The sequence below is a fragment of the Alistipes sp. DJF_B185 genome (assembly GCF_964250025.1).
Taxonomy (GTDB): domain Bacteria; phylum Bacteroidota; class Bacteroidia; order Bacteroidales; family Rikenellaceae; genus Alistipes; species Alistipes finegoldii.
In genome coordinates this window covers 64,061-90,514 of the sequence record NZ_CAXUDY010000003.1, presented here as the reverse complement: position 1 = coordinate 90,514, position 26,454 = coordinate 64,061, and the positions used below count along the sequence as shown (strand labels likewise).

Annotated in this window: 24 protein-coding genes; 6 read left to right on the top strand and 18 right to left on the bottom strand. The window is 60.3% G+C overall.

The features are described from left to right. Positions 1–25: 25 nt before the first annotated feature. The 5 genes from ACESTR_RS05495 to ACESTR_RS05475 form a co-directional block, all read right to left on the bottom strand. Positions 26–1,363 (bottom strand): TolC family protein, encoded by a 1,338-nt coding sequence (locus ACESTR_RS05495; RefSeq protein ID WP_175282382.1) that lies wholly within the window; start codon positions 1,361–1,363, stop codon positions 26–28. A 21-nt stretch (positions 1,364–1,384) separates the two neighbouring features. Continuing rightward, a complete protein-coding gene (locus tag ACESTR_RS05490; protein ID WP_009596261.1) occupies positions 1,385–2,017 on the bottom strand; it encodes a TetR/AcrR family transcriptional regulator in 633 nt (210 codons plus the stop codon). A 398-nt stretch (positions 2,018–2,415) separates the two neighbouring features. Further along, positions 2,416–3,927 (bottom strand): sensor histidine kinase, encoded by a 1,512-nt coding sequence (locus ACESTR_RS05485; protein WP_227042903.1) that lies wholly within the window; start codon positions 3,925–3,927, stop codon positions 2,416–2,418. A gap of 3 nt (positions 3,928–3,930) precedes the next feature. After that, entirely contained in the window at positions 3,931–4,467 is a 537-nt protein-coding gene (locus ACESTR_RS05480) for a hypothetical protein (protein ID WP_022044035.1), read from the bottom strand. A 220-nt stretch (positions 4,468–4,687) separates the two neighbouring features. After that, entirely contained in the window at positions 4,688–6,235 is a 1,548-nt protein-coding gene (locus ACESTR_RS05475) for a peptide MFS transporter (RefSeq protein WP_373178961.1), read from the bottom strand. Between the two features lie 97 nt (positions 6,236–6,332). On the opposite strand from ACESTR_RS05475, the gene ACESTR_RS05470 reads away from it, so the two are divergent. Further along, on the top strand, positions 6,333–8,396 hold the full coding sequence (locus tag ACESTR_RS05470; RefSeq protein WP_373178960.1) for an alpha-amylase family glycosyl hydrolase: 2,064 nt from the start codon (positions 6,333–6,335) through the stop codon (positions 8,394–8,396). Between the two features lie 82 nt (positions 8,397–8,478). Then, entirely contained in the window at positions 8,479–8,613 is a 135-nt protein-coding gene (locus tag ACESTR_RS05465) for a hypothetical protein (protein ID WP_262708619.1), read from the top strand. Positions 8,614–8,668: 55 nt separating this feature from the next. Here the strand turns inward: ACESTR_RS05465 and ACESTR_RS05460 are convergent, their stop codons facing one another. From ACESTR_RS05460 to ACESTR_RS05425, 8 genes are all read right to left on the bottom strand, one after another. Further along, a complete protein-coding gene (locus ACESTR_RS05460) occupies positions 8,669–9,694 on the bottom strand; it encodes a Gfo/Idh/MocA family protein (protein ID WP_302297913.1) in 1,026 nt (341 codons plus the stop codon). 21 nt (positions 9,695–9,715) lie between these two features. Further along, entirely contained in the window at positions 9,716–10,165 is a 450-nt protein-coding gene (locus ACESTR_RS05455; RefSeq protein ID WP_279067025.1) for a GNAT family N-acetyltransferase, read from the bottom strand. Positions 10,166–10,175: 10 nt separating this feature from the next. After that, positions 10,176–11,483 carry an amidohydrolase gene (locus ACESTR_RS05450; protein ID WP_278433164.1) on the bottom strand — a complete coding sequence of 436 codons (1,308 nt, stop codon included), beginning with the start codon at positions 11,481–11,483 and terminating at the stop codon, positions 10,176–10,178. Between the two features lie 247 nt (positions 11,484–11,730). Beyond that, the gene (locus ACESTR_RS05445; protein WP_276807603.1) at positions 11,731–12,183 is read right to left on the bottom strand and encodes a DUF1573 domain-containing protein; all 453 of its coding nucleotides are present in this window, start codon (positions 12,181–12,183) and stop codon (positions 11,731–11,733) included. An 18-nt stretch (positions 12,184–12,201) separates the two neighbouring features. Further along, positions 12,202–12,891, bottom strand: a complete 690-nt coding sequence (locus ACESTR_RS05440; protein WP_279067215.1) for a TonB family protein — start codon at positions 12,889–12,891, stop codon at positions 12,202–12,204. A gap of 44 nt (positions 12,892–12,935) precedes the next feature. Then, positions 12,936–13,343 (bottom strand): ExbD/TolR family protein, encoded by a 408-nt coding sequence (locus ACESTR_RS05435; protein ID WP_009596235.1) that lies wholly within the window; start codon positions 13,341–13,343, stop codon positions 12,936–12,938. Between the two features lie 6 nt (positions 13,344–13,349). Then, on the bottom strand, positions 13,350–14,024 hold the full coding sequence (locus tag ACESTR_RS05430) for a MotA/TolQ/ExbB proton channel family protein (protein WP_039939472.1): 675 nt from the start codon (positions 14,022–14,024) through the stop codon (positions 13,350–13,352). A 66-nt stretch (positions 14,025–14,090) separates the two neighbouring features. Beyond that, the gene (locus tag ACESTR_RS05425) at positions 14,091–18,674 is read right to left on the bottom strand and encodes a translocation/assembly module TamB domain-containing protein (RefSeq protein ID WP_410520970.1); all 4,584 of its coding nucleotides are present in this window, start codon (positions 18,672–18,674) and stop codon (positions 14,091–14,093) included. A gap of 59 nt (positions 18,675–18,733) precedes the next feature. Between ACESTR_RS05425 and tsaD the strand changes: the two genes are divergently transcribed. Further along, positions 18,734–19,756 (top strand): tRNA (adenosine(37)-N6)-threonylcarbamoyltransferase complex transferase subunit TsaD, encoded by a 1,023-nt coding sequence (tsaD, locus tag ACESTR_RS05420; protein ID WP_373178956.1) that lies wholly within the window; start codon positions 18,734–18,736, stop codon positions 19,754–19,756. A 146-nt stretch (positions 19,757–19,902) separates the two neighbouring features. Here tsaD and ACESTR_RS05415 read toward each other — a convergent pair whose 3' ends face one another. The 3 genes from ACESTR_RS05415 to ACESTR_RS05405 form a co-directional block, all read right to left on the bottom strand. Further along, positions 19,903–20,880 (bottom strand): Ig-like domain-containing protein, encoded by a 978-nt coding sequence (locus ACESTR_RS05415; RefSeq protein WP_373179023.1) that lies wholly within the window; start codon positions 20,878–20,880, stop codon positions 19,903–19,905. After that, positions 20,865–21,053, bottom strand: coding sequence for a hypothetical protein (locus tag ACESTR_RS05410; RefSeq protein ID WP_373178954.1), 189 nt, complete (start codon positions 21,051–21,053; stop codon positions 20,865–20,867). The genes ACESTR_RS05415 and ACESTR_RS05410 overlap by 16 nt, the downstream gene beginning before the upstream one ends. 273 nt (positions 21,054–21,326) lie before the next feature. Beyond that, entirely contained in the window at positions 21,327–22,421 is a 1,095-nt protein-coding gene (locus ACESTR_RS05405) for an NAD(P)H-dependent flavin oxidoreductase (RefSeq protein ID WP_009596251.1), read from the bottom strand. Positions 22,422–22,452: 31 nt separating this feature from the next. On the opposite strand from ACESTR_RS05405, the gene ACESTR_RS05400 reads away from it, so the two are divergent. Beyond that, entirely contained in the window at positions 22,453–22,674 is a 222-nt protein-coding gene (locus ACESTR_RS05400; protein ID WP_130062973.1) for a hypothetical protein, read from the top strand. 17 nt (positions 22,675–22,691) lie between these two features. Next, positions 22,692–23,240 (top strand): outer membrane beta-barrel protein, encoded by a 549-nt coding sequence (locus ACESTR_RS05395; RefSeq protein WP_039939470.1) that lies wholly within the window; start codon positions 22,692–22,694, stop codon positions 23,238–23,240. A 22-nt stretch (positions 23,241–23,262) separates the two neighbouring features. Here ACESTR_RS05395 and terL read toward each other — a convergent pair whose 3' ends face one another. Both terL and ACESTR_RS05385 read right to left on the bottom strand, forming a co-directional pair. Beyond that, positions 23,263–24,717, bottom strand: a complete 1,455-nt coding sequence (terL, locus tag ACESTR_RS05390; RefSeq protein ID WP_373178951.1) for a phage terminase large subunit — start codon at positions 24,715–24,717, stop codon at positions 23,263–23,265. A gap of 622 nt (positions 24,718–25,339) precedes the next feature. Further along, positions 25,340–25,624, bottom strand: a complete 285-nt coding sequence (locus ACESTR_RS05385; protein ID WP_014774309.1) for a hypothetical protein — start codon at positions 25,622–25,624, stop codon at positions 25,340–25,342. A gap of 143 nt (positions 25,625–25,767) precedes the next feature. Here ACESTR_RS05385 and ACESTR_RS05380 point away from each other — a divergent pair, with 143 nt between their 5' ends. Continuing rightward, a complete protein-coding gene (locus ACESTR_RS05380) occupies positions 25,768–26,439 on the top strand; it encodes an XRE family transcriptional regulator (protein WP_022043543.1) in 672 nt (223 codons plus the stop codon). Positions 26,440–26,454 lie beyond the last annotated feature (15 nt).

Here is a 26,454-nt window from a genome sequence, read left to right as displayed (position 1 = left end):
GTTTTATCTGTTTTTCGATTTTATGCTAATTCTCCTTGCCGACGATGCGGTCGTACTCGGCCTTGGCGGTCAGGTAGTCGAAAATCGCCTGCGAAAAGTTCAACTCAGCCTGCGTCTGCGCCAGCTGCGCGCTGTTCAGTTCGAGGATCGTTCCCGCGCCCGCACGGTAGCGGGTGTCGGAGATGCTGTAGGCCTTGCGGGCCTGCGCGACGGTCAGCTCCTGCGCATACATCGTCTCGCGCGCGGTGAGCAGGTCGTTCAGGGCCGCGCGGACCTCGACGTCGATCTGCTGCCGGGCATAATCCCGCTGGAGACCGATCTGCGAAATCTGGTTCTTGATCTCGCGCGACCTGTTCATCTTCGTAAGGCCCGAAAAAATAGGGATCGAAACCTGCAGGCCGGCCGACATCGGGTGCTGCCACCAGAATTTGGAACCGTCGAGCACGTCGCCCGGCTGTCCTCCCTCCGCGCCGCCGAAATTGAGCTTCGTCATGTCGATATCGTTACCGGTATAGGTCGCCGTAAAGAATGCGGTGACCGTGGGCATGCGTCCGGCGTTCGCCACTTTGAGCTGACGTTTGAGCAGATCCTCCTGCAGTTCGAGCGTACGCAGGTCGGAGTTATCCTGCACGTCGGTCGTCAGGCCGTCGGTTCCCGCCAGCACCGCGTCGCGCATGGCGTCCAGCTCTCCGACGACTTCGATTTCGACGTTCTCAGGGATCGAAAGGTACATTTTGAGCATCAGCTTGGCCAAGCGGATCGAATTCTCGGTCTGCAGGATCGAGGGCTTCAGGTTGCTCAGCTGCACCTGCGCCGTAAGCAGGTCGTATTCCGACGCAAGTCCGTTGTCGTACTGCAATCTGGTGTCGTCCACGGTGCGCTGCACGGTGGCCTGAGATTCGCGGAGCACTTCGAGCGACTGCTCGGCCAGCAGAATGTTATAGAAGGCCTTTTTGACTTCGGCGACCAGCGTAATCCGCGACGAGCGCGCCGACTCCACGGCGGCGGCCCGCTGGACGTCGTTCATCTTCAGCGTGCGGAACACCGCCGGAGCGAAGAGCGTCCACGTGGCGTCGCCCTGTGCCGCCAGCGTATTGTCGGCTCCGAACGAAAGCCCCTTGGTCATGCTCTGCTTGACGATCGAGCGGGTATAGGTGCCGCCGACCGAAATCTGAGGTATCCAGCTCCCCCACGTCTGCCGCTTCACATAGTCGAAGCGCTGCACCTCCATTTCGGCGACCTTGACGGTCGGGTTCTCGCTCAGCGCCAGATCGAGGGCCTCACCGAGCGTGAGACGCATTTGTGCCGCAGCGCCGAAAACGCCCGTCGCAGCAAGACACACGGTTAAAATCAGTTTTTTCATAAAATATCCCAAATTCAATTTTTATTTGCCGTACTTGGTCAGTTCGTATCTTTTCAGGTTGTCGTCGATCAGCCGCAGCCCCTTGGCCGTCGAAATGCCGCGGAAGAAATTGCTGATTATCTGCACGAAGGCTTCGCGTTCGGTCATTCCGGCGGGCAGCATCAGCTCCTTGCGGGTCACCAGCGCGGAGGCCGTGTAATAAAGCACCGAGATCGCCAGATCGATATTGATGTTATCGACGAACAGGCCGTCGACGATACCCTGATCGAGCATGCCGCGCAGGCTGCGCCGGTTCTTTTCCATGCCTTCGCGCGTCAGTTTGTCATGGACGGCGGGATAGAATTTCTTGAGATTGTCCATCATGCGGCTGGACACCTCGGCCTTGTCCATCACCTGCGCCAGCACCATGAACATGGCTTCGAGGACGTTGCGGGCGTTGGCAGTAAGTTCGGTCCAACGCTGCCGGTCACGCTGGAAGTAGCGCTCCATCGCCAGATAGAGCAGCCCTTCCTTGTCGCCGAACAGTTCGTACAGCGTACGCTTCGATACGCCGAGATGCTGTGCGATATCGTCCATGCGCACGGATTTGATGCCCTGCGTGGCGAACATCTGCATCGCCTGGTCGATAATGCGTTCTTTCTGGGGAGGGGTCATGTCTTCAGTCGTTTTATTCGAGACAAATATAACAAGAAAACTCACGGAACCAAAAAAGTTTTCTGTTTTTTGCAGTTTTTCCAGCCGATTATGTCCCGAACAAGCAGAAACGGAGACAAACAGAACAATCCGGACCGGGAAGAAGGGCCGGAAAGGAGACGTATCGAATAATAAAACAGGAAAGGAAAGAGATTGCAAGAGGTGGCTTCGGCAAGGCAACAAGAGAGCGGCGGGGTTACAAGCCGACGAACCGAGCAGCTAACGGACCGAAAAGGCAACAGACCAAAAAGCCAACGGGCCGAAAAGGCAACGGGCCGAAAAGGCAACGGGCCGAGAGACTAACGAACTGAGAGGGCAACGGGGCGAGAAACCGGCGCTTCGGCGTTACGGATTCCGGATCAGGCAGACGTTTCGGGCAGGTCGAACGGCACTTCGAAAATCATGCGGCAGCCCGACGCATACTCCGGATCGACGAACAAACGTCCGCCCAGTTTAGCGGCGATAAGCCGGCAGATGGGCAGGCCGAGTCCCGTCCCCTGCGAAAAGGGATCGATTTTCACGAAACGTCTGAAGACCTCTTCGTGCCGACCGGCGGGAATGCCCGGTCCGGTATCGGTCACGGCAAACCGCAGCAGACGCTCCGCGGGCAGGCATTCGTACGTCAGCACGATACGCCCGGAGCGCGTGAATTTGGCAGCGTTGCGGAGCAGATGCAGCAGCACCTGCTCGATACGCTTGAGGTTGGTGCGCACCACGGGATCGGAGACCGGAAGTTCGTCCAGCAGGCTCACGCCGGGATGCAGTTCCGGCAGGGTGCTCTCCACGCAGTCGTTGCAGAGGTTGTTCAGCGCCGTGACGTCGCAGCGAGGCAGGTCGCCCGTCTGGTCGAGGTAGGCGACTTCGAGCACGTCGTCGAAAAGCCGCAGCAGGGTCGCACTGTTGGCTTCGATGATGGAGGCATACTCGCCCGTGGCGGGCTTGTCGCGGAATTCGGACGCCAGCACCTGCGAAAATCCGACGATCGAATTGAGGGGCGTGCGCACCTCGTGCGACATATGCTGGATAAATTCGGTCTTCATGCGGCTGGCCTGCTCGGCCTGCTCCTTGGCTTCGAGAAGCTCTTCGCCGCTGATCCGCAGATGCTCGTTCTGGGCCAGCACCGTCGCTTCGGAGGCCTTGAGACGCCGGTTGAGCTTCATCATGCGCGCATATCCCACGCCGCCCGTCACCAGCACTCCCGCCAGCAGGCAGATAATCAGATAGGTGTTGCGCAGGCGTTTGCGCTGGAGGTCGTACTGCAGCTCCTTGGTTTCGTTGTGCAGGCGGCTGATTTCGAGAATTCCCGAAAAATCGTCCGTCGCAGTGCGGATTTCGCGGTTGCGCACCGAGTCCGACAGACGGATGTATTCCCGGTAATTGGCCGCGGCCCGCTCCATCTCACGCAGGTGCCAGTAGACGTCGCCAAGCTCCTTGGTCAGCGCATAGTTGTTGAACCCGGAACTGCGGATCACCGTGTCGCGCTGCGTCTCCAGAATCGTCTCCAACGCCTTCCCGTACTGGCCCGAAGCCTTGAAATAGGCCGTTCGCAGATAGCTCAGCCCGGCCGTATGGAACCGCAGCGAGGGGTCGCGGCGGAACAGCTCCTCCGAAGCCTCCAGCCGTTTCTTCGCCTCCGCGAAATTTTCAGTCCGGATATAGTAAAGGCCGAAGCCCTTATTGACGGTAAATTCCTGATAGGTGGTCCGCTTGGGCAGCGACGCGGCCTTCTGCAGCGCGACGAACGCCGAATCGGGCATATCCAGCTCCAGCGCGCACTGCGCCAGCGAAGCGTACTGCGTCGGCAAGTTGATGTCGTCGATGCCGTTGTGTTCGAGCACCTCGATCTGGCGGCGGAAGTTGTCGTAAGCCATCCGCTACGCGCCCTGCGTCAGGTAGAGGTTGCCGAGCATCCGGTAGCAGGAGGCGACGCCTTCGGGGTAATCGTCGTCCTCGGCTTCGGCGAGCATCTTGCGGGTCTCGTAAATCGCCGTGTTGGACTGGTTCTGCTTGATATAATAGGTAATCAGGCGGCTCGACCAGACGAAATAATAGAAATAGCGCAGGTCTTCCTTGGGATGCCTGCGGCAGAATTCCTGCACGCGCCGCACGCCTTCGAGGATTTCCGCCCGGTCGTTCTTGTAGTAGAAATGGTCGAGACGGACGCAAAGCGCGATAGCCTGCATCCTTACGTTGCGCGCGGCTTCGGCCCGCCGAAAGAGCGTGTCGCACATTGCAGGGGCTTCGGCATCGGCGCGGTGCGCCTTGCAGAGTTTGTAATACGCCGTCAAAGCGCTGTCCGCCGGTTGTGAAGGAGTCTGCAAAGCCCGTTCGCCCGCCCGCATCGGGAAGGCATGGGAGAAAGCCATGAGGATGCAGACCGCAAAAGCGGCGAGAGATGACGGAATGCGCATGTATAAAGTGACGTTAAGCGCTACAAAGATAGCATTTTCAACCGGAGAATCAACAGAAAAAGTCCATTTTATCGAATTTGCAAAAAAACCGCCGCGTAAAATTACGCGGCGGCAAACTCGGCGGAACTGCGTTCCGACCATCGGGCGTTCCGTTCGGAGCCGTAAAACAGAGCCGTCCTTTCCGACGTCCCGTCCGGTCCCGCGAAACGCTCCCGTCCTATTATCGGGTGACCCGTTCGAGCCAGCGTACCATCGACAGCATGACGAGCATCGACAATCCGCAGGCGGCCACAAAGACGAACCACGTAGCCCACATCGGGGTGTGCAGATAGAGCCATCCGCCCACGAACAACAGTGCGTTGCCCACGGCCGTGGCAGCCAGCCAGAAGCCCTGCATCAGACCCTGCATGTGCGGCGGCGCGACCTTCGACACGAAGGCCAGTCCGAGCGGCGAGATGAACAGCTCGGCGACCGTCAGGATGAAGTAGAGTCCCACCATCACCCACGGCGTAACCAGAATCGACTGCATTTCGTCGGCCTTCATGCCTGCGAGGGCGGCCTTGTCGGGCAGCGCCAGCGAGAAGAACATCAGGAAGAGGTAGGCCGTGGCGGCGATACCCATACCGATGGCGATCTTCATCGGCGTCGAGACCTCGACGTTGCGTTTGCGCAGCCAGCCGAAGAACCACATGATCAGCGGCGTGAGGGTCACCACGAAGAACGGGTTGACGCTCTGGAAGATTTCGGCGCCCTTGATGACCGTGAAGCCCAAGTCGATGTTGATGACGTCCAGATTCACGTAGTCACGGGCGAAGTAGGTCAGCGAATAGCCGTTCTGATGGAACGAAACCCAGAAGAAGATCACCACGCCGAACACGGCGAAAAGCGCATAGATGCGCTGGCGGATCTCCTGCGCCGACATCGTGATCTCGGCGGCGGAAGCCTTCCCGCCCTTGGCCGCAGCCTTCTGCGAGGGATCGGGGAAGCGTTTCTTGTTCGACATGTAGATCATCAGCGAAACGAGCATCATCACGATAGCGGCGATGAAGGCGTAGTGGAAACCGCGGTTGAAAACGTCGAGGTAGCTGTTGCAGAAAGCGTGCAGGTCACCGACGGGCGACCCGTCGAGGTAAGCCGAATTGGCATACGAGGTGAGATTGGCAAGCCCCTCGCCGGCCATGTCCTGACCTTTGAGGTATTCGTGGCAGAGTTCGGGCAGCTTGGCGTTGTAGTCGAAATTATTGACCTTGAGCCACCAGTTGCGCACGCCGATGGCGACGAACGGCGCGAAGAAGCCGCCGATGTTGATGAACATGTAGAAGATCTGGAAACCCGACTCGCGCTTGGCGCTGAACTCCTTGTTGTCGTACATCTGCCCCACCAACGCTTGGAGATTGCCCTTGAAAAGGCCGTTGCCGAAGGCGATGACCAGCAGTCCGAGGCAGGTCAGCGTCAGATAGAGCGGCAGGCTGGGAACCGGCGTGGGCGTGGGAATGGCGATCAGCAGGTAACCCAGCGACATCACCACCAGCCCCCACATGATGGTGCCCTTGTAGTTCTTGGTCTTGTCGGCGATGATACCGCCGACAAGCGCCAGCAGGTAGATCGAAGCGTAGAATCCCGAATAGATGTAACCCGCCGTGGCCTCGTCGAGACCGAACTTGGCGGAGATGAACAGGGTCAGGATCGCCATCATGATGTAGAAACCGAATCGCTCGCCCATATTGGCCAAAGCCGCGGCGATCAGTCCTTGGGGTTGTCCTTTCATAAGTTAATTTTTGGTGTTAGTAATAAATGATTCGTTTTTTGTTTGCTGACAAAGATAGAAAAATTTTCCATATATTTGTATAAACACAAAACCGGTTATGGAAAAAACGACCCGCAGGCTTCCGATCGTCGAACGCGACGAGTGGCTGCTCCCCGCAGAGCAGGAGCTCAATAACCGTTACGAGCGGTATATGGACAAAATGAATGCAATCGTGCAGGCGGCGGGGTCGCTCGTCGATTACGCCAACGGCTACCGCTATTTCGGCTGGCAGCGCGACGAGACGCTCGACGGCTGGTGGCTGCGCGAATGGCTGCCCGGAGCGCACGACGTCTACGTCTTCGGCGATTTCAACAACTGGCAGCGGACCGAAATCCGCATGCAGCGCGACCGCCACGGCGTATGGAGCGCCTTCTTCCCCACGGCGATGTACCGCGACAGGCTGGTGCACGGCTCGCTCTACAAGCTCCACGTCCATGGCGACAACGGCTGGCTGGACCGCATTCCGGCCTACGCGACGCGCGTAGTGCAGGACGAGGAGACGAAAAACTACACGGCGCAGTTCTGGGCGCCGGAGCCGTTCGACTGGCGGGGCGACGCATTCGACATTTCAAAAAACGGGAACCTGCTCATCTACGAGGCACACGTGGGCATGGCGCAGGAGAAGGAGGGCGTCGGGACCTACCGCGAATTCACGGAGAAGATATTACCTATAATAAAAAAGGACGGCTACAACGCCGTGCAGCTCATGGCCATCGCCGAACACCCCTATTACGGGTCGTTCGGCTATCATGTGTCGAGTTTCTTCGCCCCGGCATCGCGCTGCGGCACGCCCGAAGAGCTGAAGGAGCTGGTGCGCCGCGCCCACGAGCTGGGGCTGGGAGTCATCATGGACCTCGTACACGCCCACTACGTGAAGAACCTCAACGAAGGCATCAACGAGCTGGACGGCACAGACCACCACTATTCGCTGCCCGGAAAGGCGGGCTACCAGCCCTATTGGGACTCGATGCTCTTCGACTACGGCAAGGACGAGGTGCAGCATTTCCTGCTTTCGAACGTCAAATACTGGCTCGACGAATTCCATTTCGACGGCTACCGCTTCGACGGCGTGACCTCGATGATCTACCACCACCACGGCTACGTCGATTTCGACTGCCGCGAACGTTTCTTCGACGCGGGGGTGAACGGCGACGCGCTGACCTATCTGACGCTGGCCAACCGGCTGGTGCACGACTTCCGCGCGGGCGACGTGACCATCGCCGAGGACGTGTCGGGCATGCCGGGGATGTGCATTCCCGACACGGACGGAGGCATCGGCTTCGACTACCGGCTGGGGATGGCGATTCCCGATTTCTGGATCAAGCAGCTCAAGGAGGTGCCCGACGAGGAGTGGAACATCTGGGAGATGTGGAACGTGATGACCGACCGCCTGCCCGAAGTGAAGACGGTGGCCTACGCCGAGTCGCACGATCAGGCGCTGGTGGGCGACAAGACGCTGGCGTTCAGACTGATGGACAAGGAGATGTATTTCAACATGGACCGCGCGTCGCAGAGCGTGGTGATCGACCGCGGCATGGCGCTGCACAAGATGATACGCCTGATGACCATTTCTACGGGCGGGCAGGCCTACCTCAACTTCATGGGCAACGAGTTCGGGCATCCCGAATGGATCGACTTCCCGCGCGAAGGCAACGGCTGGAGCTACGCCCACGCCCGGCGGCAGTGGTCGCTGGCCGGGAACGGGTTTCTGCGCTATGCATGGCTGGGGGATTTCGACAAGGCGATGATCAAACTGGTGAAGCGGTACAGGGTGCTGGCCGACGGCTACGCGTGGAATCTCGTGATGGACGAGTGCAACAAGACGATGGCCTTCGCGCATGGCGACCTGCTGTTCGTCTTCAACTGGCACCCCTCGGCGTCGATTCCCGACTACGAGCTGCCCGTGCAGGCGCCCGGCAAATACGTGCCCCTGCTCTCGACCGACGAACGGCGTTTCGGCGGGCAGGAGCGGCAGGCGATGGACGGCGAGCACTTCTCGTTCCCGGCGCAGGACGGGGATAACACCGAGCGGCCGCATATCCGCATCTACAATACTTCGCGCACGGCGACGGTATATCTGAGAACCGACGGACGACAACCCTCCGCCGTGACCGGGAAGTGAACGGTCCGGAGAAAGGACGAGGCCGGGAGCAACAGCACGGAGAGGAAGCAAGAGGCCGGGAGGAAACCGGAACGGAACGGCGATGGAAAATCCTATTGCGGTAAAGGGAAACGCCGAAAAAACAAGGCTGGAAAGCAAAAGCACGGAGAGGAAACAAGGCCGCAAAAGCCGGGGAGGAACGGGGCTGGAAGACCGCAAAAAAAACGATAACGATTAACGGCAGGGAATATCCCTGCCGTTAATCGTTACCGAGCAACACGAATCGGCGGAAGTCAGCGCGCCCCGTCGGCGGGATAGACCACGCCCAACTGGCGGCGCACTTCATCGATGATCTCCAGCGTCGCAAGCGAATTGGCGTGGCTGTTGACCGCCGATTCCGGGCGGCCCTGTTCGATCAAATCAATGAACTCCGCGATTTCGTAATAGTAACGGTCCCGGTCCGGCTCCACACCGACCGATTCGCCGACAGTCTCCGGGCCGCGGCCCGAAGCGGCGCCTCGGCGCGGGAAACGGGTCACACAGCGTATGTCGTGGATCGTATCCAGCAGCAGCGTACCCTCCTCCCCTTCGATCTCGGAGGGCAGGCGCGAATCGGCGATCTTGGAGTAGAGCACCGTGGCGTTCATCCCCTCGTAACGGAAGTTGACGGCTCCCTGACCGTCCGCCCCCGAAGAGAGCACGACACCCTGCGCATCGACGGCCTGCGGCCGCCCGAAAAGCGCGACCATCGGGTAAACCGTATAGACGCCGATGTCCATCATGGCGCCGTTGGAAAGCGACGGATCGAAGGCGTTGAGCACGACGCCCTCCCTGAACTTGTCATAGCGCGAGGAGTACTGGCAGTAGCTGGCGAAGTAGCGGCGGATCGTTCCCAGACGGGGAAGCTGCTCGCGCACGATCCGGAAATTGGGATTGAGCGTCGCAATCATGGCCTCCATCAGCACGACGCCGTATCTGCGCGCGGCTTCGATCATCGCACGGGCTTCGCGCGCATTGGAGGCCAGCGGCTTCTCGCACAGCACGTGTTTGCCGCAGCTCATGCAGAGGATGCTCTGCGACGCATGCAGGGCGTTGGGCGAGGCGATATAGACGGCATCGACGAGCGGACTGCGGGCCATCTCTTCGAGCGAGGTGAACGTATGCGGAATCCCGTGCTTCGCGGCGAAGGCATCGGCCGTAGCCTGATTGCGCGAACAGATCGCCGCCGCCTCGAAGCGCGGGTCCTGCCGGGCGCCGGCAAGCACCCAGTCGGCGATAAAGCCCGTACCGACCATTCCGAAACGAATCTTTCCTTTCATACCTATGCTGTCAATATATTGTTATAGAGTACGTTCGTAAATCCGGGACTCCGCACCCCACGGGTGATAGCCCTGTCCGAGATAACGGAAGCCCCACTTTTCGTACAGCCCGGCGTGATCGGTGCTGAGGTAGAGCTTGCCGAATCCTGCGCGGCGGGCGTCTTCGGCCGCACGGTCGAGCAGCAGCCGTCCGTAGGCGTGTCCGCGCAGACGCTCCTCGACATAGAGGGCGCAGGCCCACGGCCACAGGTCCATGCGGCTGATAAAGTCGTTGGCGATCAACCCTGCACAACCGACCGGCTCGCTGCCCGACATCAGCAGATACCACTGCGGAAGCGGACCTGCGGCGCTGACAGCGTGGCGGATGCAGTCCTCATAAAGAACGGGCGGCACTTCGGGCCAGCAGGCCGAAATATAGCCGATCGCGGCATCCGCGAATTCGGGGTGCTCCCTGACGGAGACGATTTTCATGGTCGGACGGTTATTTCGCCGTGATGCGTTTCACGGCGGCGGCGACTGCGGCATAGAGCGCAGGCAGGTTCACGCCCGCCACACGGCGGTTTTCGACCACGATGCGGCCGTCGACCATGACCGTATCGACATCCGACGCCTTGCCGCAGTAGACGATGTTCGACACCAGATCGTGAACGGGCTGCAAATGGGGTTTCTGGAGGTCCACGACGATCAGGTCGGCCAATGCGCCCTCGCGGACCACGCCCAGTTCGCCTTCGGCGTAGCCCAAAGCGCGGGCGCCGTTGACCGTCGCCAGCTTCAGCGCTTCGTAAGCCGGGAGCGCGACGGGGTCGCCCGTGGCGGATTTCTGCAGGAAGGCCGCCGTGCGCACCTCCTCGAACATGTCGAGATCGTTGTTGGAGCAGGTGCCGTCGGTGCCGATGGTCACCAGCGCACCCGCGGCGCGCAGCCGCTCGACGGGCGCCACGCCGCTCGAAATCTTCATGTTGCTCTGCGGGTTGTGCGACACGGCCACGCCGCGCGCGGCCAGCGTCGCAATGTCGGTGTCGGTCAAATAGATGCAGTGTGCGCCGATGGTGCGGGCGTCGAGCATGCCCAGCGCGTCGAGGTGTTCGACGGGCGTCATGCCGTATTTCTCGCGCACGATGCGCACCTCGTCCTGCGTCTCAGCGATATGGGTCATCAGGTGCAGTCCGTACCGCTCGGCCGTCTCTTTGCCGCGCCGCAGGTTTTCGGGCGACACGGTGTAGGGCGAATGGGGCGCGAGGGCGATCCGGATCCGGTCGCAGCCGGCGGCGAGTTCCACCGCCTGCCCCACTTCGGGAAGCACCTCTTCGACGTTGCTGTCAAAATAGTTGCAGCCCAGCATCGCGCGGATGCCCAGCCGCTCGGCCACTTCGACGCAGCGGTTTTCGTGGTAATACATATCCACGAACGAGGTCACGCCGCCCAGCAGCATCTCGACAATGCCGAGCGTCATTCCCAACGCCACGTCGTCGGCCGTCTGGCGCGCTTCGAACGGCCAGATATAGTCGTGGAGCCACTCCATCAAGGCGATATCGTCGGCATAACTGCGCTGCAGCGTCATGGCGGCGTGGCAGTGGGTATTGACAAGCCCCGGCATCAGCAGCCGGCCCGTGCAGTCGATGATCCGTGCGTCGGGGTGTGCGGCGCGGAATGCGTCGGCTTCGGACGCGGACTCCGTGACCAGCGCGATGCGGCTGCCCGCGACGCCCACGAAACCCGTAAAGGTTTTGGGACTGCCTTCGTCCGCCGTCATCGGCAGAATCGTGGCGTTGGAAAAAAGAATTGCCATAAATAGCGTAGTTACTTTATTGTAGTGTATGTATTATTCGGCCCGCGGATCGACTCCGACGGTCGTTGCCGCCGCCAAAGGCGGCGTTTGCAAGTCTGCCCTTCCCTGAATCCCCTCCTCGGAGAAGACTTCCCGCATGCGGGCGGATTGCGGGCGGAAACTTCAGCCGCCCCCCGAAACCGTCAAGCCCCCGGAAACCCGAAACCACCAGTCCCCGGAAACCCCGCCCCGACCCGGAAAGGCAGTCCTACTTATCTTTCTTATACTTTATCTTCACCTCCCCGGTCTTGACCTTGCGGGGTCCCGGATCGATCGAGTTGCCCTGCACGGTGATTACGTCGCGGCCGTCCACCGAATTCGAGTAAATCTGAATCACCTTGTTGAAGACGCCCGGTTCGCTCTTGTGGGGTTCGTAGATGATGCTGATGGTTCCGCTCTCGCCCGGAGCGACCGGCCGTTTGGAGTACGACGCCTTGAGACACGAACACGAGGAGATGACGCGCGTCACGACCAGCGGCACCGTGCCGTCGTTGGTGAAGGTGAATTCGCGCACCAGATCGCCGCCCTTGCGGGGCACGTCGCCGAAATCGTGGCTCGCGACCTCCATATGCAGATGCGCCCCCTCGATCTTCGCGGGCTGCTGGGCGCGGCCCGCCGCAAAGGTCAGGCATCCGAAAAGTGTCAGTAATAAAAATCGCATTGTCTTTCGTTTCAAAAATTACTCCATACGGAAAACATAGGTGATCGTTCCGCCCTGCACCGCCGCGCGGCTCTCGGTAAAGCGCGCCTTGCGCGCCGCGGCTTTGGCGGCTTCGACCAGTTCGGCGGCGGCGGTGGTCGAGCCTTTCGGTTCGTAGGCCGCACTCGTGACCCGTCCCGAAGCATCGACCGTCACGCGGACGATCACCTTGCCGCTCTTCGAACCGGGGTACGAAGGTTTGGGCAGGTCGCCCACCAGCCCGCGCCCCTGCAAGCCCTGATCCAGCTGGTCCAGCCCGTCGGGATTGAGTCCCGGACCGGTGCCGCTGGCCCTGTCCTCGCCTTCGGGAGCACGGGGATTGCCCGCGTTGTCGGGTTCGTCGGCGCCGCCCTTGTTCATGTTGAACAGCGCGCGGGGATTGGGCGTCTGCGTCGTCTCGTCCTTGCCGGAGACCTGCGCCGTCTGCTCGACGGGAGCCGTGCGGTCGTGCACGCGCGGCTCGGTGGCCGTCCTGACGCGCGGCTTGGGCGGTTCGAGCGCAGGCGGCTCGGTGAAGTCGATCGTGATCGTATCGCCCGGCTTGTCGTGGATCTGCCGGAAGTCGAACGAGACCAGCGCGAACGAACCGATCAGCAGCAGCGCGTAGACCGCCGTCGCAACCGTCGCCCACCTGCGGGGATTCCTGTTATTTGGATCGTAATAATACATAAAACCTGATTTTGGCGACGGCTGCCGCCGCCGGACGGCGTCCGTCAATTCGGCGCCGTCGCCAGAATTAACTTGTAATTGTTGTCCTTGGCGATATTCATCACCTTGACCGTCTCGCCCACGGCTACCGTCTCGTCGCAGTGCAGCGACACGGTGGCGTCCTTCTGTCCGTCGAGACGCGTCTTGAGCGCACGCTCCACGCCCTCGATCGAGCCGACCTCCTGCAGTTCGACGTAATAGCGGTACTTGCCGTGGCCCGCATCCTGTATCGAAACCGTGGTCATCGCCTTGTCCTTGAGCTGGTTGGAGCTTTTCGGCAGCATCAGCTTCAGGGCATTGGGATTGATCAGCGTCGTAGCGATCAGCAGAAACAGCAGCAGCAGGAACATCAGGTCGGTCATCGACGATGCCGAGAAGGACTTATCGACCTTCGATCCGTGTTTAATTGCCATAGCGCGTTATTTTTGAACGGGTTGATTCAGAATGTCCATGAATGCGATCGAGTTGGCCTCCATCTGGAACACCAGCTTCTCGATGCGCGCGACGAGGTAGTTGTAGCCGAAGTAGGCCGGGATGCCGACGATAAGACCCATCACGGTGGTCACCATCGCCACATACATACCGCTCGAAAGCAGTCCCAGATCCACCGTGCCGCCTGCGGCCGACATGTCCATGAAGGTCTGCACCATACCGAGCACCGTACCCAGAAAACCGATCATCGGGGCGCCGCCGGCGATCGTCGCCAGAAACGGCAGGCCGTTTTCGAGCTTCGAGACTTCGAGGTTGGCGACGTTCTCGATGGCCGTCTGCACGTCGCTCATCGGGCGTCCGATGCGCTCGATGCCCTTCTCGATCATGCGGGCGATCGGCGTGTCGGTCTTCTTGCACAGATTCACGGCCGTCTGGATCTTGCCGTCGGAAATGTAGTCGCGGATGCGGTTCATGAAGTTCATGTCCAGCACCGAAGCCTTGCGGATAGCCATGAAGCGCTCCACGAAGATAAAGATCGTCACCCCGCCCAGAGCCAGCAGCGGCCACATCAGCCAACCGCCTTTGGTAAACAGCGTCCACAGTCCCATACGGGTCTCCTCACTGGTGGCCACCGCCTCGGCAGCCTGCAAAAAAGTCATCATAGTGTTTTAGAAATTATAGAAGTTTGTCATTGAATTTTTTCTGTTTCCGGTTCCGGCCGATCCGTTTCACGGCGCGGGCGCATCCTTTTCATGTTTAACGTATCGGAACGCCTGCAGCGTATCCGCCGCCGCACGCCGAAGCTCCTTTTCCCGGCGGGCGGCCTCGCGGCGCGCTTCGCGCCGGGCCTTGCGCTTCTTGTTGGTGAAACGCTCCCGGATGCGCCGCCGCAGGTCGCGGAAGTTGTCGAAATCCTCCTTGAAGTAGATGCCGACGCCGGTCTCCTGAAGACCCTGATTCTCGTCGAAGCGGTCGATGGTCTGCGTAAAGGCCTTGGCCTTGAGCGTTCCCGCCCGGTCGATCAGGTAGGTGATGTAGGCTTCGCCCATGAAGTTGGACATCGAGCTGTTGATGGCCTGTTTGTTGTCGATCAGGTAGTTGCCCTCGACCTCGACGAACAGACGGTTGTTTATCAGGCTCTTCGAAAGGCCGAAATCCACTTCGTCGCTGGTCAGCTCCGACTTGGGGCGGTAGCGGATGACAATGTTGTAGTCGTCGTTCGAAAGCAGGTTGCTGACCATGTTCGAGAGGAACTCCAGCCCCGTCGCGGCCGAAACCGACGCGCCGATGTTCGACGAGGCGGCGTTGTTCTCGGACATGAAGCTGTTGAACAGCAGCAGGTAGGCGAACTGCGTATCGACCGTCTCAGGGGTGGTCAGCGCATTGGCGACCACGGCCTGCGTCTCAGGGTCGGTGCCGGGCACGTTCACGTCGAAGGTGATGGCCGGGTTCGAAAGCCGGTCGCCGAGGTGGATGATGCACTCGACGGGCACCGAGCGGTCGGCCGTCACGTTTTCGGCCGTGCCCTGCAGCAGCGGCTGCAGCGAGGCTTTCAACTTATAGATGGCGTCGATATTGAGCATGGCGTCCATCGGCGCACCGGTCCACTGGATCGTCGAGCCGTTTTCGATAATGAACTTCTTGTTGATGATGTTCTGGAGCGAGAAAAGGAAGCTTCCCTCGGTGATGGTATAGTCGCCGTACATTTCGAAGACGTTCGAGCGGGGATTGATCTGCAGGTTGAGCGTTCCGTCGCCGCGGCCCTTGAGCGTATTGCCCGACACGCTCAGCTCGACCTCGACGCCGGGCCGTACGTTGAGCGCCAGCGCAATGTTCATCTGGCTGCCGGCCACCGTCTTCTGCTGCCGCCGACGTTCGAACATCATCTTCCGCCGCGCCAGATTGTCCACCGTATCGACCTTGGGCTTCTCCTTGAAGGTCACGAAATCGGCGTACGAGATATTGGACTTGTTCGACAGCGGCATGAAGAACGACGAATGGTCGTCGGTGGAGGCGGCGATGTCCATATTGACTGCGCCCTTGTCGCCCGAAATGCTCGCCGTGCCCGAAGCGTAGACCTTGCCGTAGAAGAAATCGTTGTCCTGCGCCGTGGTGTTGAGCACTAGCATCTGCTGGGGTGCGACACGCACGTCATAGGCGATATTGGAGAGGTGCTGCAGACTCAGGTCGATGTCGAAACGGCCCCGGTTGCCTTCGGGGTCGAAGACCGGAACGTTCGACGCGCGGAAGCGGTTGCCCCGCACGTCGAGAACGGCTTCGGGCATCGAATAGGCCACCTGTGTAAAATCGACTTTCGTCGAGAGTCCCGTGACGTGAATCCGTCCCGTCAGGTCGGCATCCCGGCGCTGGCCCTGCAGCACCAGTTCGGCCGAAGCGAGCCCCTCGGTCTGGGAAATCACGCCCGAAAGCATCGGGTCGAGCAGCCCCATGTCGAGACTGTCGATGTCCAGCCGGGCGTAGTAGCGCACCTGCGAAGGGGCGTAGAAGCCCCGGATAAGCGTATCGCGCTTGTTGCGGTCGGTGACGGTCACTCCGGCGCGGTTGCGCGAGAAATCCCAGCGCGAAGAGAGCCGCAGCGGAGGAGCCGGAATGTCGTTGACCTCCAGACTGTCGAGCAGGATGTCGGCGGAGATTTCGCCCGCATGGAGCACGGATTTCATCGTCGCGGAACCGTTGGTGCGCCCCTCGACGACGTACCCCAAGCGCTCGGCAACCTGCATGAAAGGCGCGAGGTCGAAGTTGCGCAGGCACAGGGTCACCGAATCCTCGCGGCTACGCGAGGCGACGCCGTCCAGCAGCAGCTCCTGCTCGCGGTTCATCACGAAAAACCGGTCGATCACGACCTGCGCCGTGTCGAGCTGTATCTTGCGGGCGTAAATCTGCCACGTCTTCGAACCGCGGGTGACGTGCGAAGGCAGGATACGCAGGTCCACGACGCGGCCGTTGGGGCCGTGTTCGTCCACCACGTGCGCCTGCACGCCCAGCAGTCCCGACACCTTGCGCAGCGTATCGTTGAAACCCGCCGAAACCTGCATGCGGCCCTGCTTGGCGCCGCCCGTGAGCGACAGTTGCGGCAGGTGCAGCACCCCGGCGTAGAGATCCTCGGCCGAAGCGTAGACCGTGAGCGAGTCGCCCCGGTTGGAGGCGTTGATGCTCAGGCGTGTGGCCAGCATGCGTTTGCGCTCGACGTATTCCGACGTCGCCTTGAGCGAAAGCTGGTCGCTGGCCGGATTGAAAAGCAGCTGCATCGACGACCCGTCGGCGATCTGCAGGCCGGCCGTGATGGCGTCGGTGATGGGGTCTATGTGACGGATATTGACCGACAGCAGCGAATAGTCGTTGGCCACGGCCGTCTTGCGGCCGCGGGGCGTCGGGTCGCCCTCGCCGCGGCGCAGCAGGGGCAGGTATTTCCATGCGCTGCGGCGCAGGTATTCGAAGACTTCGCGGTAGCTGGTCTTGCTGCGGAACGTGGCGTCGGCGAAGTCCGAGCGCAGTTCGACGAGTTTGCTCCGCGCCGAGTTCTCGCCCGTGACGGTCATGGTCTTCGAGGTGATCCGCTTGTCGTTGTAGCGGTATACGGCGTCGGTGACGTGGATACGGCCGTTCAGGTCGTCCAGCGAGCGTCCCCCGGCATTGGCCTCGATACGCGCCGCGAGCTGCGAGACGGAGTCGCGGCGGTTGATATGGAGCCGGGCGAGGTCGGCATGGCGCAGGTCCATCGTGAAGTCGTAGCGCGGAATCGAGTCGTTGAAATCCACCAGCCCCGAAAAATCGAAATCGAGGTTGGGATCGCGGGCCGTGATGCGGCCGTCGAACTGGCGGTTGCGCAGGCGGCCGTCGAGCCGCAGCGAGTCGTAGATATAGTCGTTGAAGCCCAGCTGCGTGACGTTGCCCACGACGTTGGCGTCGGTATAGCCTTTGCCGACCACTCCGTCGATATAGGCCGAGAGGGTCGCGTTGCCCAGCAGGTCGCGGCGGCCGAGCAGCTCGCCCAGACGCAGGTTGTGCGTCTCCACGTCGCCCCGCACGCTGCTGCGCCCCGCCTTAAGCGGCGTCATCCGCAGGTTGCAGGTCACCTCGCCCACGCCGGTCGAGGCGCCGAGCTGCATGTCGAACGACGAAAGCAGCCCCTTGAAGCGGGCGTTGATGTCGATCTGCCCCGTGTTGCCCAGTATGCCGACCAGCTTGTCGGACAACTCGCGGCCGCCGATCCCCGCAGCCAGTTCGTCGACGGCTTCAGCGGAGGATTTGAGCCGCGGAACGTTCAGGTCGAAACGGGTCTGCCGGATGTCGGGAAGCCCCCGGACCGAAGCGTCGGCGATGAGCCACGTACCCTCGCCGATCTGCATGCTTTTGACCTTGGCCGTGAAATCGGCGACCACGCCCGCGACCTCGACATTGACATTGCTGAAATCGGTATGCCAGCCGCGCAGCTTGGGGGCGAAATAGGCGATGTCGTCCGTCGAAACGGTCGTATTGCGCAGCGCGCCGTCGATGCGCACCTCGCCGATGAAGTCCTTGTACTCGGCCCACGAATCGCCCGCCAGCGAGATATAGGGAATCTGGACGTTCGAACGGCCCGTCACGACCGAGACGTCCTCGAAACCCATGCAGCCGTTGGTCAGGTAGAACCGCCCGGCGAAGCGGTCGAGGGCGAAGCCGCTGCGCTCGCGCGCCGAGAGGGTTTCGATGGTGGTGTAGATGGACTGCCCGTCGATGGTGAAGTCGTTCACATATGCCGTGATGCCGTAGAGGTGCATATGGCTGAAGTCGATGCCGAACTCCGGGTCGCGGCGGTCGAGCCGCTCCAGACAGAGGTCCATATTCTCGATCGACGCCTTGCGCAGCGACAGGCGGAAGTTGCCTTTCTTGGGTTTGTCGGGGTTGCTGATACGATTGACGATCTGCTTGATGTTCATCTCCCCGCCGGGCGTCTCGCGCAGGTAGAGCTTGGCGTCGGCGATTTCGCCGCGGCTCAGTGCAAGTCCCCCGCCGAAGATGCCCAGTCCGGTGACAAAGGCGTCGAGACGGCCCACGTAGAGCAGCGTGTCGCGCTGGTAATCCTCGACATAGAAACCCTTGATCTTGACCCTGCTGAAAAGCCCGATGTCCACGCGGTCGATGCTGACGGTGGTTTCGAGCTTCTTCGACGCCATGCGCACGGCTTTCTGCACCACGTAGTTCTGCACGGCCGGAATGTCGAGCAGCAACGAGAGCGCCAGAGGCAGAATTATCAGCAACAATACCGCGGCCGATAACACCTTTCCCAATATTTTTATACCTTTGCGCATTGATAGGTCGTTATAACCTGCAAATTTAACTATAATTAGTTAAAAAAACGAAAAACCGCATGGATATTACTATTCTGGGCATCGAATCCTCGTGCGACGACACATCCGCCGCCGTGATACGCAACAACGTGCTGCTGTCGAACGTCATCGCCTCGCAGGCTGTCCACATCAAATACGGCGGCGTGATCCCCGAACTGGCTTCGCGGGCGCACCAGCAGAACATCATTCCCGTGGTGGACACGGCGCTCAAGGAGGCCGGACTGACGCCCGAAGAGATCGACGCCATCGCCTTCACGCGCGGCCCCGGACTGCTGGGTTCGCTGCTGGTGGGCGTGTCGTTCGCCAAGGGGCTTTCCATCGCGCACAACATCCCGATGGTCGAGGTCAATCACCTTCAGGGACACATACTTTCGCATTTCATCGACCTTCAGGACCACGCGCTGCCGCACCCCGGATTCCCGTTCCTCTGCCTGCTCGTGAGCGGCGGCCACACGCAGATCGTGCGCGTGGATTCTCCCCTCGAAATGGAGATCATCGGCACGACGATCGACGACGCCGCGGGCGAAGCCTTCGACAAATGTGCCAAAGTGATGGGACTGCCCTACCCCGGCGGCCCGGTAATCGACAAACTGGCCAAGGAGGGCGATCCGAAGGCGTTCCGGTTCGCACGGCCCCACGTAGACGGATACGACTACTCGTTTTCGGGGCTCAAAACCTCGTTCCTCTACACGCTGCGCGACGCCGTGGCCAACGATCCCGGTTTCATCGAGAACAACAAGGCCTCGCTCTGCGCTTCGCTGCAGAAGACGATCGTCGAAATCCTGCTGGACAAGCTGGTGCGGGCCTCGAAGGACCTCGGCATCCGCGACATCGCCATCGCGGGCGGCGTTTCGGCCAACTCAGGACTGCGCAACGGGATCGTCGAAGAGGGCCGCAGGCGCGGCTGGCGCACGTTCCTGCCCGAATTCAAGTTCACGACGGACAACGCGGCGATGATCGCCATGGCGGGTTACTACCGCTACCAGCACGGCGACTTCTCGTCGCTCGGCGTCTCGCCCGTGGCGCGGCTGCAGGAGCTGTAGGAGCCGGACGCGGAAACGGCAGAAACCGGACGCCGAAGCCGCATGAGCCGGATGCAGCCGGCCACAAAAAAGCTCCCGGCCGAACGGCCGGGAGCAGGTCCGGAAGACGCGGAAAAGCACTCCGCGCTTCCACAAAAGCGATCTATTTAGAATGCAAGGATCGGACGGGCGATACCGTCGTAATCGATATACTCGCACATAAGCTCCACCAGATGTTTCTCGGAACCGCCGATATGAATGATACATGCCGTCTCGCCGGGTTCAAAGCAGGTCGTAGCCCACAGCGTACAGGTATTGTAATGGGTGCCGTCCGTCACGAACAGCTCCTCCTTCTGATCGGCGGGAATCATCGCAAGCGTCTCGTTGAATTTCGCAATCACGTCATAGCTTACATTTTCGGAGTTGTAACCGTAATAGACATTATAACTCGAAGTCTGCCACTCTTTCAGAAGCAGAGCAGCTTCATGGCCGCAGAGATTGGCCACCATATCCCATAACTGCCCGGTGCTCGGCAGGAACCAGCCGCTCGACGTTTCGGAAGCCGGGAGCGAGAAATTATTAACCGTCAAATCGAAAGCAGGGCACCATGTAGCAAGGTTCGGTCCATAATCGGATACGGTTTTCATCGTCTCTTCGTAACCATTGACATTGCCATACCACGTGCTTGCAATTTTCGCTTTCGGAGTGCTTGCGAAATCATTGTCGGTAGAATACTGAACCGTCTGGCTGTCGGCGCTATGGGCATTTTTCACAGCCACGACATACCCGTGCGTATAGCCCTTCTCCTTGTCGCCGGCGGCGATCCGGTTTTCGTCCGTCTGGCAGACGATGCCGATAACGGTCTTACCGGCGACGGGAGCGGGTTTGGTGTCGGCCCAGACGGGATTCAGTCCGTCGGCCTCGATGCTTACCAGTCCGCCGTCGCTCCACGTACCGTCGGAATAGTAATAGTCGCCGATCTTCGGCGCAACGTAAGCCACCGTCACCGTGCAGGTCGCCTTGCTCTCGCCCACGCTGGCGGTAATAGTGGCCTCACCGGCGGCAAGAGCGGTGACGACACCGTCCTCGACCGTCGCAACTACCTCGTCGTCAGAAGACCAAACTACCGCTACGCCGTCCTGCAGGGGGGGGGGGTAACGGTCGCTACGAGCGTTTCGGAAAACCCGACATTGAGATTCAATTCCGTCCGGTCGAGCGTCACGACCGTTTCGGGGACCTTCTTCTCATCGTCGTCGCAGGCGAAAAACACCAGCGATGCAGCCGTCAGCAAAGCTGACTTCCTTAAAAAGTTTCTCATAAACCAAGTTTTAAGAATTAATAATACGGCAGTACCGACAGCAGTCTCTCCGGACTCACGACAAAAAGCCCAGTAATGTTTTCGATGATCGTCCGGCAAAACACCATCAATAACCTAACCGGGAGTCAAATATAATAAAAAATCAACCCGGTGGAACGCGGATGCCGGAAAAAATTCACGGTCAAATAAAAAGCCCCTAATAAATTAGGGGCTGAAAAGGCAGGCGTCCGGAAACGCCTGCCGAAATATTATCCCGGCAAACCGGGAGGGGGCTTATCTTGCGCCGAAGAGTTTTTCCTTCAGCGAAAAGTTATCGTACTCGTCTCTGAGCGCGGCCATCAGGTCGCGCACCGACTGAATCTTCTCGGCGCGCCATGCGTTGGCGCCGCAGAAGGCGTAGCCGTTCTGCAGCTTGCCTTTGAATGCGTTGTAGAGCGCCAGCATGATGCAGTAGGGACTGTGCGTCACGTCGCAGGTCTTGATGCAGTCGAACGGACAGTTCTTGGGGCGTTTAAGCCCCTCTTTCACCCTATCGAGGAACGAGCTGTGGATAGCCCGTCCCGGCATGCCGACGGGACTTTTGATGATCTCGATGTCCTGCGGTTTGGCGTCGAGATAGGTCTGCTTGAAGGCCGGATCGGCGTCGCACTCCTCGGTGGTCACGAAGCGCGTGCCCATCTGCACGCCGTCGGCGCCCAGCTGCATGATACGGTAGATATCCTCGCCGGTGTAGATGCCGCCGCCCGCGATGACGGGAATATGGCAGTCGTGTTCGGCACCGAAAGCGCGCACCTCGGCGACGATTTCGGGAACGAGGGCTTCGAGCGAAAAATGCTCGTCGGCGAGCTGCTCCTCCTTGTATCCGAGGTGACCGCCCGCCTTGGGGCCTTCGACGACGATGGCGTCGGGAATGTACCTGTACTCCGAGAACCACTTCTGACACAACAGTTTCGCCGCACGCGCCGACGACACGATCGGGGCCAGCTTGGTCTTGGCGCCCTCCGTGAGGAACGACGGCAGGTTGAGCGGCAGGCCGGCGCCCGAAAAGATGATGTCGGCCTTCTCGGCGACGGCGGTCTTCACCATGTCGGCGAAATTCGACATGGCGACCATAACGTTTACGCCGACGATGCCCCGCGTGGCTTCGCGGGCCTTGCGAAGCTCCTCCTTAAGCCCCCAGATCGAGGCTGCGCGGTAGTCTTTCGAATAGTTGTTGTAGATGGCTCCGAGACCTGCCGACGAAATGACGCCGACGCCGCCCTGATTGGCAACGGCCGAAGCCAGTCCGGAGAGGGATATGCCTACGCCCATGCCGCCCTGCACGATGGGGACGGTGGCGAGCAAATTTCCGATTTTCAATGCTTTCATTTAAATTGGGATTAGTGCGAACTAAATAACCATGGGGCCAAAGGTACGAAAAATCGGGGCGATTGGTTCCGCACGGGAAGATAATTTAACGCAGGCTTCACATTGCGTCGCCGCAGCGGCCGCCTTTTCGGGGCGAGAAGCCGCGGCCGGCCGGCTGTCCGGAAGTGAAAAGCGGCATTTTTTACAGGCAAAAAAAACGGCGGATATCGCTTTTTTTTCTAACTTGGAAGCGCAAACGTCACTCAACCGCTAACCTTTAAATCGACAAGCATGAAAAAACTTCTCTTTCCGGCTCTGGCCCTTATGCTGTGTATTCCGACCCTCTCCGCCCAAAGCAGGGGTGACAAATATGTCGGCGGAATAATCGGCATAACGACGACGTCGATCAGCATCGACGGCTCCTCCGCATCGCAGACGACATTCGGATTTGCACCCGAATTCGGTTATTTCGCATCCGACCGACTGCGCGTCGGCGGCTCGATCGGCTACCAACTGATTTCATCCGACGGCGAAACGACGCACGGGCTGACGGCAGGTCCCAGCCTCGCCTATTACGTCAGACTGTGCGACCGCTTCTACTACACGCCGCAGCTGGCCGTGGGATTCGCGTTCGCATCGACGGACGGGACCAGCGGATACGGCTTCGATGCAGGATTGTCGCTCGGAGCGTTCGAAATCAGGCCGTCGGCCCATATCGGACTCTCAGTCAGCCTTCTGACGTTGGACTACAGCTACCTGTCATATTCGGGAACGGGTGTGAACGGGGTCTCTTTCCAGCTCGGAATCAGCCCGACGGTCGGTTTCAAATACTACTTTTAGGCCGCAAAAACCCGATCCCGACCTACAGAAACCGCACGCCCCGCACGCGGCTCCGGCTGCGGTCGGCGGCTTCGCGTTCGACGATCCCCGTCACCACGTCGGCGGCATCGTGCCAGCGGTTGGCACGAAAACGGCGACGGTAGGTGGTCAGGTGGGCGTAGAGTTCGGGCCAGCGGAAATTCCAGCCCCGCGGCCACCGCAGGAGGTGAAGCGCAGTGGCCGAATTGGAGAGGATGCGGGCCTCCTTGTTGCCTCCCTGATGAAACCATTCGATGCGCACGCCGGGCGAGAGCGACTGCACGGCGCGGGCGAAGCCGCGGCCGCCGTTGTTGCTCTCGACGGCCGCCTGCCGCGTGTCGGAGCGCAGCAGCATCTCGGCGACCAGCGGTTCGGAGACCTCCATCGGTTCGCGCGTATAGACGGCGTCGGTGATGTAGATAGCCCCGTCGGCATCGACCGCGTACGAGAGCGAACAGAGGTAGTCGTCGCCCGTATCGGCCGTGTCGGTATAGTTGCCGCGGCGGACGATCTCGTGCGGCAGGTCGTCGTACTCGGCGAAATTCAGCCCGTATAAAAGCCCCTCGCGCGAGGAGGGATGCCCCTGATACATGCTTTCGAACTGCAGCGGATCGAGCCGCCGCTTGGCTTCGAGCAGGGCCGCGCCCTGCTGCTGCTCCCACAACGCCTCGCCCGGCATGCGCGGGTCGATTCCGGTCGGGGGCGAGGATTTGAGCGCTTCGAAGTTCAGGTGCAGCCACGTGTCGGCGGGCAGGCCGTCGAGCTGCGCCCACTCCCTCAGCTCCGCGACCGGTTCGCGGGCAGTGAGCGTGCCGATCAGGTCCTCTTCGTGCCAGCGGGTGAAGACGATCAGCTCACGCGAAGCGTTGTGCATGCGGGTGCGGACCACCGACGTATACCACTCCCAGCAGTTGGCGCGGATGAGCGGCGAATTGGCTTCGAGGGCGTCCTTGTAGAGGTCGTCGAGGATAAAACAATCGACGCGGTTGCCCGTGAGCGAACCTTCGCGGCCCACCGAAAGCAGGCCGCCCCGGCAGCCGATGATCTCGACCTCGTCGGCCGTGCGGATATAGCTGGGCGGCTTGGAACCCTGCTTGATGGTCGTCGCGGGGAAGAACGCGGCGTACTCGCGCGACTCGATGATACGCTGGACACGGCGGTTGAATTTCGACGCCAGCGCCCCGGAATAGGAGGCGATCGCCACGCGCTGATCGGGGTCCAGCCCCAGCACATAGGCCGGAAGCAGGGTCGTGGCACCGACGCTTTTGCCGTGCTGGGGCGGCATGGTGACGATCAGCCGCCGGACACGGCCCGCGGCGAAAGCTTCGAGCACGCGGTAATAGGCCCGGTGGAAAGGCTGCAACTCCAGAAAGGGATAGACTCCGAGGGCGAACCGCTCGAACGGAGGAAGGTCGGCCGAGCCGGAAACTGCCGAGGTGACGCCGGAAAGCGAGGACAAGGAGGCAGAAGCAGAGTGAGCGGAACCTGAAGGGACGAAATCCGACGGCACAACACCGGATGGAACTGCACCGGACAGAGCAGAACCGGAAGGAACGAAATCCGACGGCGCAGAATCGGGAAGAACGGAATCAGACGGCACGAAACCGGACGAAGCGGAACCGGAGCCGCAAGCACCGGAAGCCAAAACATCGGAGCCGGGGAGAGGTTCGCCGGGGAGAAGATCACCGGGGAGAGATTCACCGGAAAAAGATGCACCGGAAAGCGGGTCGCCGGAAAGCGGATCGCGGAGCAAAAATTCGCCGGCGAGAGGATTTGCAGGATAATCCGGCGCGAGAATGCCGGCCGGAACAAAAACCTCTGCGGAATCGGCTTCCGCAGAGGACAATTTGGATTTCAAGACCATTTGTAGAAATTTTGAACCCATGCGCGGCGCCGCGGCGGGAGGTTCGAAGAGAAAAAGAGCGTTCCGGCGGGCTGCGCCGCACCAAGGAAGGATAAATGCCGGAACGAACAAGGCGGGGAGCCGGAGGGCGCACGGCCTGCGGCCGGGGAGCGGCCCGATGCAAAGCGGGGACCGGACGGTTGCGCACGCCGGCGGCAGGACATGCCCACAGCAGGGATCAGACAAAGCGCTTCATCTCGGAAAAATCGAAGTCGTTCAGCATTTCGCCCTCCGCCGAGAAGGTGTGAAACTCCCACCATACGGGCACGAGGTCCGAAACAGGCTCCGCATCGCCTTCGGGCTGCGAGAGCCGCGTCCGGTAGACGATGACCGACGCCGTAAAACGGCAGTCCGTATCGCCGAAACGGAATGCGAGCGATCCCGAAAAGTAGTTTTCCCCGTCGACAGCATCCGCCAAACGCGCCGCCACCTCTTGATAAAGTTCAGGTGAAACCGAATACATAGTTGATAATTAGCAGGATTTTTGCAAAATAATTTGCATGTACAAATAAATTGTTTAACTTTACAGCACAAATATAGGTTCAAAATTTGAATTTCCAATCGAAAAATACAATTTTTTGATATAAAATTTTCCGATTAAAAGCTATGAACACGCGGGTAAAATTGATACGAAAACAGCTGGGCATGACGCAAGAACAATTGGCTCAGCATCTTGGCATCGGCAAAGCGGCCCTTTCGATGATCGAAACGGGGAAAGCCGGACTCTCGGCCCGGAACCGCAACATATTGGTTCAGGAATTGAACGTAAACCCCGAATGGCTGGAGAGCGGCAAAGGCAACATGTTCAACGCCGAACCCGACCTGACGGCCTACAGACTCCGCACGGACAATTCGCTGCCGCTGCAGAGCGTGCCGCTCTACTCGATCGAGGGAACGGCGGGACTGGTGCCGCTGTTCACGGATCAGGCGCAGGCCAAACCCGTGAACTTCATCCACATCCCCAACCTGCCGAAATGCGACGGCGCGATATATATAGTGGGCGACTCGATGTATCCGCTGCTCAAAAGCGGCGACATCGTGCTGTACAAGCAGCTGGGCAACATCGACGACATATTCTGGGGCGACATGTACCTGCTGTCGATCGACATCGACGGCGAAGAGTACGTCACGGTGAAATACATCCAGAAATCCGACCGCGAGGGTTACGTCAAACTCGTCAGCCAGAATCCCCACCACGCCGACAAGGAGGTTGCGCTCAGCCGCATCCGCGCGATCGCGCTGGTCAAGGCGAGCATCCGGATGAATTCGATCCGATAGCGGCGGCCCGCTGAC

Excerpts from the sequence above, each read along its gene's own strand:
- ACESTR_RS05470 (WP_373178960.1), top strand. The coding sequence starts at position 6,333 with ATGGAAAAAACGACCCGCAGGCTTCCGATCGTCGAACGCGACGAGTGG.
- ACESTR_RS05485 (WP_227042903.1), bottom strand. The coding sequence starts at position 3,927 with ATGGCTTACGACAACTTCCGCCGCCAGATCGAGGTGCTCGAACACAAC.
- tsaD (WP_373178956.1), top strand. The coding sequence starts at position 18,734 with ATGGATATTACTATTCTGGGCATCGAATCCTCGTGCGACGACACATCC.
- ACESTR_RS05475 (WP_373178961.1), bottom strand. The coding sequence starts at position 6,235 with ATGAAAGGACAACCCCAAGGACTGATCGCCGCGGCTTTGGCCAATATG.
- ACESTR_RS05495 (WP_175282382.1), bottom strand. The coding sequence starts at position 1,363 with ATGAAAAAACTGATTTTAACCGTGTGTCTTGCTGCGACGGGCGTTTTC.
- ACESTR_RS05410 (WP_373178954.1), bottom strand. The coding sequence starts at position 21,053 with ATGAGAAACTTTTTAAGGAAGTCAGCTTTGCTGACGGCTGCATCGCTG.
- ACESTR_RS05450 (WP_278433164.1), bottom strand. The coding sequence starts at position 11,483 with ATGGCAATTCTTTTTTCCAACGCCACGATTCTGCCGATGACGGCGGAC.
- ACESTR_RS05400 (WP_130062973.1), top strand. The coding sequence starts at position 22,453 with ATGGGGCCAAAGGTACGAAAAATCGGGGCGATTGGTTCCGCACGGGAA.
- ACESTR_RS05395 (WP_039939470.1), top strand. The coding sequence starts at position 22,692 with ATGAAAAAACTTCTCTTTCCGGCTCTGGCCCTTATGCTGTGTATTCCG.
- ACESTR_RS05405 (WP_009596251.1), bottom strand. The coding sequence starts at position 22,421 with ATGAAAGCATTGAAAATCGGAAATTTGCTCGCCACCGTCCCCATCGTG.
- ACESTR_RS05440 (WP_279067215.1), bottom strand. The coding sequence starts at position 12,891 with ATGTATTATTACGATCCAAATAACAGGAATCCCCGCAGGTGGGCGACG.
- ACESTR_RS05425 (WP_410520970.1), bottom strand. The coding sequence starts at position 18,674 with ATGCGCAAAGGTATAAAAATATTGGGAAAGGTGTTATCGGCCGCGGTA.
- ACESTR_RS05435 (WP_009596235.1), bottom strand. The coding sequence starts at position 13,343 with ATGGCAATTAAACACGGATCGAAGGTCGATAAGTCCTTCTCGGCATCG.
- ACESTR_RS05430 (WP_039939472.1), bottom strand. The coding sequence starts at position 14,024 with ATGATGACTTTTTTGCAGGCTGCCGAGGCGGTGGCCACCAGTGAGGAG.
- ACESTR_RS05380 (WP_022043543.1), top strand. The coding sequence starts at position 25,768 with ATGAACACGCGGGTAAAATTGATACGAAAACAGCTGGGCATGACGCAA.
- ACESTR_RS05455 (WP_279067025.1), bottom strand. The coding sequence starts at position 10,165 with ATGAAAATCGTCTCCGTCAGGGAGCACCCCGAATTCGCGGATGCCGCG.
- ACESTR_RS05465 (WP_262708619.1), top strand. The coding sequence starts at position 8,479 with ATGGAAAATCCTATTGCGGTAAAGGGAAACGCCGAAAAAACAAGGCTG.
- ACESTR_RS05385 (WP_014774309.1), bottom strand. The coding sequence starts at position 25,624 with ATGTATTCGGTTTCACCTGAACTTTATCAAGAGGTGGCGGCGCGTTTG.
- ACESTR_RS05490 (WP_009596261.1), bottom strand. The coding sequence starts at position 2,017 with ATGACCCCTCCCCAGAAAGAACGCATTATCGACCAGGCGATGCAGATG.
- ACESTR_RS05480 (WP_022044035.1), bottom strand. The coding sequence starts at position 4,467 with ATGCGCATTCCGTCATCTCTCGCCGCTTTTGCGGTCTGCATCCTCATG.
- ACESTR_RS05460 (WP_302297913.1), bottom strand. The coding sequence starts at position 9,694 with ATGAAAGGAAAGATTCGTTTCGGAATGGTCGGTACGGGCTTTATCGCC.
- ACESTR_RS05445 (WP_276807603.1), bottom strand. The coding sequence starts at position 12,183 with ATGCGATTTTTATTACTGACACTTTTCGGATGCCTGACCTTTGCGGCG.